The 13,014-nt window shown below is 61.8% G+C and carries 13 protein-coding genes; 8 read left to right on the top strand and 5 right to left on the bottom strand.

Features of this window, described 5'->3' with window-relative positions; genetic code table 11:
* Positions 1-395 precede the first annotated feature (395 nt).
* Both ACG873_RS00265 and ACG873_RS00260 read left to right on the top strand, forming a co-directional pair.
* The gene (locus ACG873_RS00265) at positions 396-671 is read left to right on the top strand and encodes a DUF1488 domain-containing protein (RefSeq protein ID WP_394885938.1); all 276 of its coding nucleotides are present in this window, start codon (positions 396-398) and stop codon (positions 669-671) included.
* A gap of 23 nt (positions 672-694) precedes the next feature.
* Positions 695-1,510: a transglutaminase-like domain-containing protein gene (locus tag ACG873_RS00260; RefSeq protein ID WP_394885936.1), complete on the top strand. Its 816-nt coding sequence runs from the start codon at positions 695-697 to the stop codon at positions 1,508-1,510.
* A gap of 513 nt (positions 1,511-2,023) precedes the next feature.
* Here ACG873_RS00260 and ACG873_RS00255 read toward each other — a convergent pair.
* The 3 genes from ACG873_RS00255 to ACG873_RS00245 all read right to left on the bottom strand — a co-directional run bounded on the left by ACG873_RS00255 (position 2,024) and on the right by ACG873_RS00245 (position 5,570).
* Positions 2,024-3,217: an IS91 family transposase gene (locus tag ACG873_RS00255; protein WP_394885935.1), complete on the bottom strand. Its 1,194-nt coding sequence runs from the start codon at positions 3,215-3,217 to the stop codon at positions 2,024-2,026.
* A 4-nt stretch (positions 3,218-3,221) separates the two neighbouring features.
* Entirely contained in the window at positions 3,222-4,127 is a 906-nt protein-coding gene (locus ACG873_RS00250) for a tyrosine-type recombinase/integrase (RefSeq protein WP_394885933.1), read from the bottom strand.
* A gap of 414 nt (positions 4,128-4,541) precedes the next feature.
* Positions 4,542-5,570: an IS110 family transposase gene (locus ACG873_RS00245; protein ID WP_394885887.1), complete on the bottom strand. Its 1,029-nt coding sequence runs from the start codon at positions 5,568-5,570 to the stop codon at positions 4,542-4,544.
* Between the two features lie 251 nt (positions 5,571-5,821).
* Here ACG873_RS00245 and ACG873_RS00240 point away from each other — a divergent pair, with 251 nt between their 5' ends.
* The 4 genes from ACG873_RS00240 to ACG873_RS00225 all read left to right on the top strand — a co-directional run bounded on the left by ACG873_RS00240 (position 5,822) and on the right by ACG873_RS00225 (position 9,989).
* Entirely contained in the window at positions 5,822-6,880 is a 1,059-nt protein-coding gene (locus ACG873_RS00240) for a methyltransferase (protein ID WP_394885932.1), read from the top strand.
* Positions 6,881-7,345: 465 nt separating this feature from the next.
* The gene (locus ACG873_RS00235; RefSeq protein WP_394885930.1) at positions 7,346-8,665 is read left to right on the top strand and encodes a DUF2130 domain-containing protein; all 1,320 of its coding nucleotides are present in this window, start codon (positions 7,346-7,348) and stop codon (positions 8,663-8,665) included.
* 416 nt (positions 8,666-9,081) lie between these two features.
* Complete coding sequence (locus tag ACG873_RS00230; RefSeq protein ID WP_394885928.1) at positions 9,082-9,468, top strand: hypothetical protein; 387 nt, start codon at positions 9,082-9,084, stop codon at positions 9,466-9,468.
* Entirely contained in the window at positions 9,465-9,989 is a 525-nt protein-coding gene (locus tag ACG873_RS00225) for an RES family NAD+ phosphorylase (RefSeq protein ID WP_394885926.1), read from the top strand. The genes ACG873_RS00230 and ACG873_RS00225 overlap by 4 nt, the downstream gene beginning before the upstream one ends.
* Positions 9,990-10,092: 103 nt before the next feature.
* Here ACG873_RS00225 and ACG873_RS00220 read toward each other — a convergent pair whose 3' ends face one another.
* Positions 10,093-10,797, bottom strand: a complete 705-nt coding sequence (locus tag ACG873_RS00220; protein WP_394885924.1) for an RHE_PE00001 family protein — start codon at positions 10,795-10,797, stop codon at positions 10,093-10,095.
* A 212-nt stretch (positions 10,798-11,009) separates the two neighbouring features.
* Between ACG873_RS00220 and ACG873_RS00215 the strand changes: the two genes are divergently transcribed.
* Both ACG873_RS00215 and ACG873_RS00210 read left to right on the top strand, forming a co-directional pair.
* Complete coding sequence (locus tag ACG873_RS00215) at positions 11,010-11,213, top strand: hypothetical protein (protein WP_394885922.1); 204 nt, start codon at positions 11,010-11,012, stop codon at positions 11,211-11,213.
* Positions 11,214-12,110: 897 nt separating this feature from the next.
* Positions 12,111-12,410, top strand: a complete 300-nt coding sequence (locus ACG873_RS00210; protein WP_394885921.1) for a hypothetical protein — start codon at positions 12,111-12,113, stop codon at positions 12,408-12,410.
* Here the strand turns inward: ACG873_RS00210 and ACG873_RS00205 are convergent.
* A complete protein-coding gene (locus ACG873_RS00205) occupies positions 12,407-12,664 on the bottom strand; it encodes a DUF6894 family protein (protein ID WP_394885919.1) in 258 nt (85 codons plus the stop codon). The genes ACG873_RS00210 and ACG873_RS00205 overlap by 4 nt on opposite strands.
* Positions 12,665-13,014: the final 350 nt, after the last annotated feature.

The raw sequence follows: 13,014 nt of genomic DNA, 5'->3' as shown, positions 1-13,014 counted from the left end.
TTGATTTTGGCCGATTGGCTTTCGCGGTGTCAGAGACCCAGACCCGCCATACACCCCAGATCTCGATAGCGAATGCATACCGCCGATCCGGCGCGCATGTCGCTCTGTTCGATCTGGATTGGACACCTGCGCTGACCACGGATGTACTGGCAGCATCAGGGAACATCCAGGTCGAGCGGGAATGATGCAGGAGGCGCATCCGCGTGCTCCTGTGGAGATCTGCACATGGCCAGCCGCATCACGCAAACTGTCGTTCACTTTTCGTCGGCTTTCCGGCTGCCGGGCTTTGACGCTCCGCAACCGGCGGGAGACTATCGCGTCGAACGCCGTAGGCAGCGCATCAGCCTCCTGGCAGTTGCCCAAGATGCATCGGGCGAAGCCGTGGCACGCCGGCCATGACACTGTCCTTCCCAAACCCCAGCCGCAGCTTCGATGATGAGCGGAACGCCGTCCGCTTCAGCGGCCATGACGGCATGTCCCAGGTGCGATTCCTGGTGGAGGTCGGTGCACTGGAGCAATCGGGAACGGAGTTGCGCGGGACGGCGCCGTCGGAGGCGAAATGCCTCGCGGCGTTCGATTCAATGCGCACGTCGATCTACGAAGCTGCGCGCAAGGCTTATTCTCACCGCCGTCATGAATCCTATACTTTGACGGCCGCCGATTTCCGGTAGTCGGATAAGAAGCGAGTATCCTCATGCTCATTCGCTACGGTTACGAAATCACGCTGACCTGCCAACAGCCGACGGCATTGGTATGTCTATTATCGGTCCACGATGACCGCGCGGCCGACATTCGCGTTCCCGAAACGCTGTTCACCACTCCTGATGTTCCCACGACGACCTATCGGGATCTCTTCGGCAACCGATGCCGGCGGCTTGTCGCGCCGGCGGGCAACCTGACGATTTGGGGCGATGCCACGATCGAAGATGACGGGCAACCGGACAGGGCTCTTCCTGGCGCACGGGAAATCGCGGTGCCGGAATTGCCGGACGATTGCCTCGTCTATCTCATGGGCAGCCGCTATTGCGAAACCGACCTCCTCAGCCAGATTGCCTGGGATAAGTTCGGCAGCGTCCCACCCGGTTGGGGTCGGGTGCAGGCGATCTGCGACTTCGTCCATGCCCACATCCGCTTCGACTATATGCAGGCCCGGTCGACCCGAACCGCCTTTGAGGCTTTCAACGAGCGGGTGGGCGTCTGTCGCGACTTCGCGCATCTCGCACTCACCTTGTGCCGCTGCCTCAACATTCCCGCACGCTACGTCAATGGCCACCTCGGCGACATCGGCGTTCCTGTCGTCGACCCGATGGATTTCAGCGCCTGGATCGAGGTCTTCCTGGACGGTGCATGGCACACCTTCGATCCGCGCAACAACACGCCGCGGATCGGCAGAATAGTAGTCGCACGCGGCCGAGATGCAGCCGACATACCGCTCATTAATTCCTTCGGCCCGCACGTCCTGACAGCGTTTCGAGTGTGGACTTATGAGGTTGCTCCCGATCTGCAATAGGCCTGCGGCGTCGGGGATAAAACCTGGGATAGGCCCCACTGGGAATTCCGTGGTTCGCCACGATGCGTTGGCCAAACTGCCGTCAGCCAGAAGGCAGACCTTCTGCTCTCGTGCAGCGGAGGTCCGGTTTTGGCGGCGCAACCATGACCGCCGGCGTGGTCGTGGGCCATGTCTGCTTTCAGGAAGCGGCAAAGCTGATCTCTACGGCCGACGTGCTGAAGGGTTTCGGGTGCCGTCAGGCGTACGAAAGTCTCTCATGCAGGAACCCGCGGGCCGCAGAGATTGCCTATGGGGATTTGGGTCTCGGAGTGTGCCAGCGCCTGTCGCGAACTTCCTCATAGGATGCGGTTGGCATGTCGTGGAAGCGGCTTCCGGGCCAGGTCGCAGAGCCTGTAGCGTTGATGCCGACGGGATTGGTGTGCGTGACGACCGGCGCCACGGCAATGTGCACATAACATCCCGTTGACCGGCGCCGGCGTGGCGGGGTCGTACGAACAACTTGGCCATGCCGGGTCATGGGGCGTTCTCCCGGTTCGGCGCTCTTGAGGCAGGCGGTGCACGAGGCTGGCACCACCGTTCGAACCTCTCGATGACGACCATGCGTCCGCCGCAGCAGGGGCAAGGCCGGCAGACGTCAGCCGGTTCTTCCGGAGTGTCGTCTTGGGGCGGCGGAGCGACGTTCAGCAGTTCGCGCGCGAGTGCGAGGCTGGCCTTGCGGGCGGAGCTGGCGAGCAGCCCATAGTGGCGGATGCGGTGGAACCCACGCGGCAGGACATGGAGCAGGAGGCGGCGGATGAACTCGTCGGCGGCAAGCGTCATGGCGCGCTGGCGCTCGACACCATCACGGCGATAGTCCTTGTAGCGGAAGGTGACTCCAGCCTCGTCGAAGGCGATCAGGCGGCGGTTCGAGATGGCGACCCGGTGAGTGTAGCGCGACAGGTAGGCGAGCACCGCTTGGGGGCCGGCGAAGGGCGGCTTGGCATAGACCACCCAGCGCTTGCTGCGAACAGGCTTTAGATGACGCAGGAAGGCCCGACGGTCGGCGAGGTGCGCCGCCGATCCGAGGAAGGTGAGCCGGCCGGCGTCGTGAAGCGCGACCAGCCGGGTCAGGAACAGACGGCGGAACAGCTTGCCCAGTACTCTGACTGGGAGAAGGAAGGCCGGCCGCGACGATACCCAGCGTGACCCGTCCGGCGCGATGCCGCCGCCCGGTACGATCATGTGGACATGGGGATGGTGGGTCATTGCCGAGCCCCATGTGTGGAGCACGGCGGTGATGCCGATGCGCGCGCCGAGGTGCTTGGGATCAGCCGCGATCGTCATCATCGTCTCCGATGCCGCCTTGAACAGCAGGTCATAGACCAAGGCTTTGTTGTGGAACGCGATGACGGCGACCTCGGCCGGCAGCGTGAACACGACGTGGAAGTAGCCCACTGGCAGCAGGTCGGCTTCGCGCTCGGCGAGCCATGTACGCGCGGCCGCGCCCTGGCACTTCGGACAGTGCCGGTTGCGACAGCTGTTGTAGGCGATCCGCCAATGCTCGCAGTCCGCACAGGCTTCGACATGACCACCCAATGCAGCGGTGCGGCAATGTTCGATCGCCGACATGACCTTGAGCTGCTGCAGGCTCAGATGCCCTGCGTGGGCGATCCGGTATCCGGGGCCGGCAGCACGGAAGACATCGGCGACCTCCAGGTCCGCCCGCACCGCTTCAGCCGGGAGGCGTCTTGCCTTCCATCAGCGCCATCAGCCGGTCGAGCGGCCCTGCGACCGCGTGGATCGTCCGGGTCGAGACCTTGGTGTAGAGGGCGGTGGTGTCGAGCTTGCTGTGTCCGAGCAGCACCTGGATGACGCGGATGTCGACATCCTGCTCAAGCAGGTGGGTGGCGAAGCTGTGACGCAGCGTGTGCGGGCTGACGCGCTTGCGGATGCCGGCGACTTCGGCTGCTTCCTGGACCGCGCGATGCAGTTGCCGCGAGGACATCGGATCGGTGCAACTGCGTCCCGGGAACAGCCAGCCATGCGGGAGCATCACCCCGCGCCGCTTGCCTTCGCGCCACCACAGCCGCAGCAGTTCCAGCAGTTGCGGCGAGAGCATGGCGTTGCGGTCCCTGCGTCCCTTGCCCTGTTCGACGCGGATCAGCATGCGTGTCGAGTCGATGTCGTCGACCTTGAGGTGCGCGACCTCGGACACGCGCAGGCCCGCGCCATAGGCGACACCGAGCGCGGCCTTGTACTTGATGCCTGGCGCCGCTTCGAGCAGCCGCGCCGCTTCCTCCACGCTCAGCACCTCGGGCAGCTTGCGCGGATACCGGGTGACCACCAGGGCGCGCCCCAGATCCCGCCGCCTCAGCGTCACCGTGAACAGGAAGCGCAGCGCTGAGACCGCGCCGTTGATCGTCGCAGGGCCCACGTCGCTCTCATGCTGGTGCAACTGGAAACGCCGGATGTCCTCGGTCGTCGCGGTGTCGGGAGCGCGCCCAAGGAACGCGGCGAAGCGCCGGACATGGCGAACGTAGTCCTGCTGCGTATGCGGTCCCAGGCCCCGCATCAGCATGTCTTGCTGCATGCGCTGGCGAAGTGGCGTGATCGGAGCGTCGGTCGACAAGGTAGCCATGGCAAGTTCCTCTCGTTGAAGGGAACTCCATGGTCGGATCGCGGTCTCTACCCGCTCAAGGCCTATGAATACCGCGCCATCTCAGAATCAGGCGACCCTCCCGCGAAGCGGGTCGTCTAATCGCTCGGCCGTCAAGGGGGTGAGTGCAAGGCAGTCGTCCTTTCTGTTCATGCTCGTTCGTTCGTATGCCGGGTACAGGGTCGTCTACGCGGTCGATGCAAAGATCGCCGCAGGATGAGTTTCGCAGGTGAGATCTTCCTATGTTCGTTGCGCAATCTGCTTAACGAAGCAGTTGCTTCCCGCTTCGCGGAATGATCTCAGCCACGTCCCGGCAGGGACGGCTCGGTGCGTCCTGTAAGAACGCTATTGGTTGAATGGCCTGAAGAAAATCGTCGTGGTCGAGCGTCTGCAGGATCAGGCGGCGGGCGTTCCTCCGTGCGGATCGAACAGCTCGCCCGTCCGGAGCATCGCATGCATGATCACTGCCAGCTTGCGCGCCAGGGCCACGGCGGCTCGTTTGAAGCCGAGCCGTTCTTTGAGCTCCAACGCCCAGGTTCGCAGGGTGCTGGTATCCGTCGACCGGTTCAGGATGACCGCGGCCGCTTCGTATAGCAGTCCGCGCAACTGATTGTCGCCACGGCGCGAGATATGGCCGTCATTATCGACTTCGCCGGACTGGTAGCGTCTCGGGGTCAGGCCTACCCATGCGCCCACGGCGCGCGAGTTTCTGAAGTTCGCCGGATCCTCCACGGCCGCGGCAAAGGCGGTGGCTGTGACGGTGCCGACACCGGGCACCGACATGAGCAGACGGCAGTGCTGGTCTTCACGAGCCATCGCGGCCAGTTGCTTGCTCAGCTCTGCTATCTGATATCGGATATTGCTCCATGCCCGAAGCATTGGCACGACGATGCGCGCCAGCTTTGCTTCGCCCTGCAGAAGATCGTGAACGTTGCGCTCGAACACGCTGCCGGCACCCTTGGGCACAACAAGGCCGAACGTCTTCATCAATCCGCGGATTTGGTTGGATATCTGCAAACGCATCTTGAGAAGCTGGCGCCGCGCGGTGATCAGCGTGCGGATCAGCATGCTATCGAAACCTTTGACCCGAACCTCTCGGTAGAAGCCGACCTCGGCCAGATGTGCCAGGCCATCGGCATCGTTCGCATCGGTCTTGTTCGCGGCCATGTCGAGCGCGGCCTTGGCATGCCGCGCGTCGATGCAGATCACCGGCAGCCCCTCTGCCATCAGCGCATGGTAGAACCACACCGACAGCGGCCCCGTCTCGAATACCACCCGCCGCACATCGGGTGCGCGCTTGCGGATCAGCGCCGCGAGCAGTTGCGGGTCGGACGCGCACTTGCCCCGCCAAATCCTCTTGCCGTCCTGCCGGATCGATATTGCCGTCTCTTTCATGGATACGTCGAGACCGATATACTGCTCCATGGCTGTCCTCCGTTCGATGCCTGGGCCCGGTGTCCATCGTGAGCCCGTTCTTCATCCTATCGGGGGACAGCCAGCCGGCTAGAGCTCCGAACATCGCCGCCACAGCTTTGGTGGCCACCGCTCCCGCGATTACGTCATGTTCGTGCATGGGGCGCTTTGCAGACCAGCGGCCTCGGGGACTTTCGTACGCCTGCCGGCGCCTGTTTTGATGCATGTCGTTATCCCAAAACCGCTGCGCACTTTTGGGCGACATGTATTATGCCGTCGGCGCATCGGCGCGCATCAGCCCTTCCTTCTTGAGATCGGCCCAGAGTGCTGATGGCAGCTTCGCGTCGAGCAACGACCGGTTGCTAGGATCTGGGTTCGCCGTGTCACAGGCGCTGCGCGTCGTGATCGAACTTGGCGTCCCCGATCTCCTGGCCGCCGGCGAGCAGTCGGTGGATCAACTGGCGGCTGCCACTCGGTCAGATGCTGACGCGCTTTATCGTGTCATGCGACTTCTCGCGGCTGAAGGTGTCTTCAGGGAAGTATCGCCCCGGCATTTCGAGTTGACCGAGGTTGGCGCCGTGCTGCGCGCCGATCGGCCAGGTCCTCGTGACTTCGTGCGTATGACCAACAGCGAGCCTTATCTTGCCTTCGAGCAGCTTCTGTATTCTGTCCGCACAGGAATGCCAGCCTTTGACAAGGTGTTCGGGAACCCAAGGTTTGACTGGCTGTCGGAACACCCCGAGCAGGCTGCCTTGTTTCAGCGTGCCATGGTCGCCGTGAGCCAAGGCAGCAACGAGGCCGTTGCCGAAGCCTATGACTTCGGGCCGTTCAAGCGGATCATCGACGTTGGCGGCGGACATGGTCAGCTTCTCTCGGCGATCCTGGCCCGCAACTCGCATTTGAGCGGCGTGCTTTTCGATCTGCCTTCGGGCGTCGCGGCAGCACAGCAGGGTGCCGGAGGCGACCTGCCGCGCACCGATTTTGTCGCCGGTGACTTCTTTGAGAGCGTCCCCAGTGGTGACGTCTACCTCCTCAAGAAGGTCGTTCACGATTGGGATGATGGGCGTGCTGCAGCAATCCTGCGAAATTGCCGTAAGGCTGTGCTGCCGAACGGGAGGGTGCTCGTGGCCGAGACGCTCGTGCCGCCGGGTGACGAACCGGACCTGATTAAAGAAATCGACGTGGTCATGCTCGCCGTCACCGGCGGCCTGGAGAGGACGGAGGCACAATATGCCAGCCTGTTCGCCGCCGCCGGGCTACGACTTGAACAAGTGATTCAGACCCAAGGACCCATTTCCATCCTTGAGGCGTCTCCGGCCTAAGACTGATTGCGGTCGGGCATCCCTTGGGAAACGCGAAGTCGAGCCACGGCCCCGACGTTCCAAGTTCCTTTCGGGAAGGACTGTGTTGGGTTGGCTCCTGATCCAGCGCGAACGGCCGCTATTGAGAAACGTCGCGAATGACCATTAGTGGCGCGACCGCGACCTCCAGAAGGGTCGTCAACAAATGTCCGCTTCCAGGCGGTGGCAAAGCTGCCCTCAACGGCCGAGATTAGGCGCGATCTCGACATTCGGACATACCCGTGTCGAGAAATCGACCAGCTTCGAGTCTAAGCCGCGATTGCCGCCGCTGGCGCAGGCGCCTCCACAAAGAAGTGTAAGAGGCGCCTCCCTTGGCCTTGCGGCGGGGATAACTCCTCAATTCACCCTTTGTTCTTTTTCGAATGTGCCTGGCGAGATATAGTCTGGCGTGTCCTTTAACTGATTCCTCAGGGAGGCAGCGCGCAGATGACCGTCCAGCCCACTAAAGCCATGCTGCAGGGTGACAGGATTCTCAATGAACCGACAGTCAGCTGCCCAAGCTGCAAGACGGAAATCAAGCTCAATGAGTCGCTCGCGGCCCCATTGATTGCCGCCACGCGCGAAGAATACGAAATGCGGCTAGCGCAGAGCAACGCATCGATGGCTGCCCGAGAAGAGGAGCTTAAGCGCCAGCAGGCGGAGATTGCCGCCGCCAAAGAGGACATCGGCAATCAGGTGGCCGAGAAAATTAAGCTTGAGCGTGCCGGAATCGCGATCGAGGAGGCCCGCAAGGCAAAACTGCTGCTGTCGGTGGACCTGGAGGACAAGGACAAGAAGCTCGCCGAGCTGGAGGCGACGTTGAAGGCGCGTGACGAAAAGCTCACCGAGGCCCAGCAGCAACAGGCGGAATTCCTGAAAAAGCAGCGTGCGCTTGACGATGAGAAGCGCGAGATGGCGCTGACCATCGAAAGAAAGATCCAGGAGGGGTTGGACGCCGTTCGGGTCAAGGCGCGGTCCGAAGCCGAAGACGGCCTCAAAATGAAGGTTGCGGAAAAAGAAGAACAGATCGCCGGCATGCAGCGTCAGATTGAGGAGTTGAAACGCCGTGCGGAACAGGGTTCCCAGCAGCTGCAGGGCGAGGTTCTGGAGCTCGAACTGGAGTCCCTCATTGCCAGCCGGTTCCCGATGGACATCATTGAACCGGTAGCCAAGGGCGAGTTCGGTGGAGATGTCCTGCACCGCGTTGTGGGACCAGCCGGCCAGCCATGCGGCGCCATTTTGTGGGAATCGAAACGCACCAAAAACTGGAGCCAGGGTTGGCTGGGGAAGCTCAGGGCGGATCAACGGGCCGCCAAAGCGGATATCGCGCTGATGATCTCGGAGGCGCTGCCCCCCGGTGTGGAAACCTTCGATCTTCTGGAAGGGGTCTATGTCGCCCATGCCAAATGCGCGATTCCGGTCGCGATCATGCTCCGGCAATCCCTGATCGAGCTGGCGAACTCCCGCCTCGCCCAGGACGGCCAGGCTACCAAAATGGAGCAGGTCTATGGCTATCTGACCGGTCCCCGGTTCCGCCATCGCGTCGAAGCGATTGTCGAAAAGTTTTCTGATATGCAGGAGGACCTAGCCAGGGAACGCAAGGTCACAACACGCCTGTGGGCCAAGCGGGAGGCTCAGATCCAGGGCGTGATCGAGTCGACCGTTGGGATGTACGGCGACTTGCAAGGCATCGCTGGGAAGGTGATGCAAGAAATCGAGGGCTTAGAGGTCCTGGCTATTGAAGCATCTCCGCCCGATGCCGAATAGGCAATCAGTATGCAGCTCAACATGAAAACGATTGGCAATCTGGAGCGGCTTCCGCAGATGTAGCGATCGGACCCCTTCGGATGGTCCTAGCAAAAGAACACGCCGCACCAGAGGCAAACGTCGGCCGACCGCTGTGGCCGGTCAGAACCGCGCGCTCAGATGCACGGTGTAGACAAGCGCCGAACATTGACCCCAGCTAGGAGAGCTCTAAGCCGTTGCTGGCTCACCCGAAAATACGTTTGCGAGCTGGTCATCGCCGGCGCCGAGCGTGATCCCTCCCCTCAGGCCAAAGCGCAAGAAATCAACTACTTCATCCAACCCTAGGATGGGGTCAACTCTCGGTGCTGGATCATAACATGCACTTGATATGCGTTTTTATGTGCATATATTGTGCAGGATCGATATGGAGGTTTGCCATGACCCAGGCCCAGCTGACCCACACCGCAATGGTTTCCGGCTTTGTTGACAGCCTTCAGGAGCCGCGCACGCCCTATATCTCGCCAAGGCGCCTGTCCAAGGCTCTTGGTGTGAAGGTGGCCAATCTGGCGCAGCTGACAGGCGTTCACCGCAACACGCTCCGCAATCCTTCGTCGGAGCGCCTGCAGGGCAGAATGCGGGAGATGGTGAAGGTGATTTCGGCTGCAACGGAACTCACCGGCGACGTCGACAAGGCGATCTACTGGTATCGCAACGAGCCGATCGTCGACTATGGCCATCGCACAGCAGCCGAGCTCGTCGCAGAAGGTCATGCCGAGGCGGTTCTGGCTTTCATCCGGGATCTCGAGAATGGGGCGCGCGGGTGAAGATCACCCGTATCGGTCCAGACGAGATCTTCCATCGCTATCTGACACCCAAATGGGCTTTCCTGCCCACCAGTGGAGCAGGAGCGGCGATCGATGGTGGCCGCTTCAACCGGCCGGGTGTCGAAGCGCTCTACCTGTCGCGTGCGCCTCAGACGGCACTTGAAGAGTACAAGCAGGGTGCCAGCATCACCCCGCCGGCAACGCTTGCCGCCTACAAGATCAGGCTTGCCGAAGTCGCCGACCTTTCGCAAGGGTTCGATCCAAACGCCTGGGACGGCGCCTGGAAGGAATGGGATTGTGCCTGGCGTCAGATTGCCCGCATCGACAGGAAGATACCGCCATCGTGGAAGCTCGCCAACCTGGTCATCACCGCGGGGCTTCGCGGCATCCTGTTTCCATCGCTGCGTCATGCCGGCGGCACCAATCTGGTGATCTTTCCAGCCAATCTTGTCGAAGGCGACAGGGTCGAGGTCCATGATCCCGATCATCGGCTGCCGCGCGATCAGTCGTCGTGGTCGTAAACCCTCAAGAAGCCTCCGCATCGAGCATATCGACGATGTGCCGAGGCTGGACAGGAATGTCTTTGTTGTGGGGTTCACCGGGACGTCGATCAGAACCTCGGTCTCAAATCACCCCCCACGCGCGAAACCGCCCCCTGCCCGTCATCTCGCGCAGGTTGAGCTCGCCGACGAGATTGAGCGCCCCCTGCTTCGACACTTTTAGCGTCTCCTGGATCATGCCGGTGGAGACCAGCGGGCGCGCGAGGACCAGCTCGACCAGGTCGGGCAGTTTTGAGCTGGCGCGGCGCTCGCGCAACCGCCGCGCCATCTGGTTTTTTGCCAGCCCCAGCCGGTCGTGCTCCTTCAGGCCGGCCAGCGCCGCCTCGTGGATCGCATCGAGAAAAGCCAGCAGCCGCTCGCCGCGATTGCGTGCTCGCCGCCGCTCGCGCGGAACATTTTTGGCGCCAAGGTGCAGGCAGGCGAAATGGTGGGCGGCCAGTCCCTCCTGGCGCAGCAGCGCGGCGCAAAACAGCGGACCGAGCCAGGCGGCGTGCTGCAGCACCTCGATCTCGGACCAGGCCTCGAGCAGGATCGCGGCGCGCAGCACCAACGGAAATTGCCGCGTCTCGGCGAGCACGGCCTGCCATGCGGCCAGCCGTTCTTCTTCATTCCAGTCGAGATCGTAGACCAGGTCCGGCCGGTCACGCAGTGACGTTTCCTGTTTTCGAGCCGGCGCCTCGGCGCCGCTCAAAATCTTCGATGACCGTGCCAGCACGGCATCGATCTCGGCGAATTCTTGGGCCAGCAGGCCCGGCTCCTGCGCCTCCATCGCCCCATCCGTTTCCGCTTCGGGGACAAAAACCCCTGCCCTTCCCGGCTTTTTTGGCCTGCCGCTGCCGGCATGGCGCCGCCGCGGCCGGTCAGGGCCAAATACCCGTCGCGGCCGAGCGCCCAGGCGGGCTTTTGCGCAAAAATGCGGCGGCGGGCGCGCAGCACGGCGTGGGCGCGGGTGAGCTCGTGGGTCGGGGTGCGGATGTCCATATGGGCGTCGTGCAGGACCAGGTCTTCGAGGTGGACGAGCTCGCCCTCGAGCCAGAGCGCGGCGGCCGCGTCGGCAAAATTCTGGCGTTCGACAAAGCCGTCGCGTACGGCGCTGGTCCGCACGCGCTCGTCAAGGCGGGCCAAAACCGCGGTCGCCTTCGCGATGGGCGCGATGACGGTGTCCAGGTGTCGCTTGGCAGTTAATTATGAGAATGCAGAGTCAATGATTTCAGAGGCTTAGCTTTGCACCTAATTTGAGAATGTGTACTTAATTTGAGAATTCGAGGCGACGTATTGCACTTAATTTGAGAATGGAGCGCTCGGAGAATCGGCGGAGCCGTTTCTGCTGTGGCTCGGCCACAGCGCCGAACGAATGCCCAAATCGCGCGGCCTGAGGGTTAATACCTTAGGGACCGTTTGATAATTCTACTCCGGCGGGCACCCGACGCAGTTTTCTCCGCTTCCGGTGCTCACGGACCCAAATGTCCGCTGCGCTCCGGTTCTCGAAAACCACGCCATCTGCCTCGCCAGAGCGAATTCTCAAACGGTCTCTTAGCAGTTAATTTGAGAATCCCGGCCTTCGGCATTCTCACATTAATTGCCTAAGGTGATCGAAACAGCCGCATTCTCACGTTTAAGTGCCACGTGACACCTGCCGGGCGCACCAATGAAATCAATCAATCAGTTTAGCGGCAAGTTATAGGTGCCCATAGTGAACCGTGGCGGCGCACTTTGCGAGCAACCTTCACGGAATAATGGTTGGATATGAAACGTTGTCGATAGAGAACGCCCGCCAAAGGGAGGTCATCGATAAGCGCCTTTTCATGCTGCTTTCGGTATTGCTTTTGACCGCCTGCACGACAGGGCCACGCGGAGAGGCTCCACCCGCACAGCCAGCCGCTTCCACATCGAACGGGAATAGTGGCGGCATGGGTAGCGGCGGTTATTAAGGGGAGGTGGAGGGAAGGAGATGCCTCCGCAGCAGGGGCATGCGGATCATCGCCTGTTCTGCGGTGTGCAAAAAGCCCGCGGGGCGCTACCGTTGATTTCCAAGGGGTTCCTGCCACTATCGGCAAATCCGCGCGACATGGGAGGGCGGAATTGATGGACGTGCCGCTAGAACTCACGCCAGGCGAAGAGGAAGCGTTGACGCGGGACCGTGCCCTTACCACAGACAGCAAAGGCCGGCTGACGCTTGTCGGCCTGACAGTGGAAGAGTCCATCTGGTATATCGAGCACAAGCGCCAGTGGCTCGCGGAGCGGATGGATGACACGTTCCGTAGGCAAAGCAGAGACGGCCGCAAGCGCTACCTGGAGCTTTACGAGCGGCACGAGTTCGCACGCCTTCAGGTGATTGGCGCGGAGCACGAGGTCCGCAAAGAGAATCCCACGAAAAACTAACCGGGCAGCTCGCTGTAGGCGGGCACAAGCTCAACGGTGACAACTGCAGCCATCAAGGGCTTGTGATCTCCGTCGGTAACTTCCACTGCTACGCGGCGGGCGCTGTCGGTCTCAGGAAGGCGTCCTTGGATGTAATCGGTCAATGTGGCGAATGCCACGATGCGAGCGGCAGCTATCCCTCCGTCCAGTTCAGTCCCTTGGTCGTCAGGATAGAATCGGTCGTCGTCGCGCATGTCAAAATGGTAGAGCGCCATGGCCGCAGCACCTACAAAGCCGAGCCCGGAAGGAGGTGTGAGGGGAACGCCCGCCCGGGCTCGATTCACCCGTCCTGTGGAAACGGGTCACCCGAAAAACGGGTGGGCAGATCGTTGGTTCTCTTTTGCCGAGCGTTGGTGCATTCGAGTTGCCTAATGTACGTCCTGAACAACTAAAGGGCCCGGCCGACGATGCTCCTTTCGGTCGGGCCTATTTTAGGACTCGCCATTTGAAACCGAAGTGCGGGAATAGCCGTTACGTCTTGGGAGCCGTGCATCAACTCAGCACGAGTTGCGTCAGATGACCGATTTCAGGATGACGCTCAAATATGAAGCGCGCGACATCGCTT

Source organism: Allomesorhizobium aridi (assembly GCF_043769475.1).
GTDB lineage: Bacteria > Pseudomonadota > Alphaproteobacteria > Rhizobiales > Rhizobiaceae > Allomesorhizobium.
The sequence above is the reverse complement of the archived record's forward strand: the minus strand, read 5'-3'. Positions and strand labels throughout refer to the sequence as shown.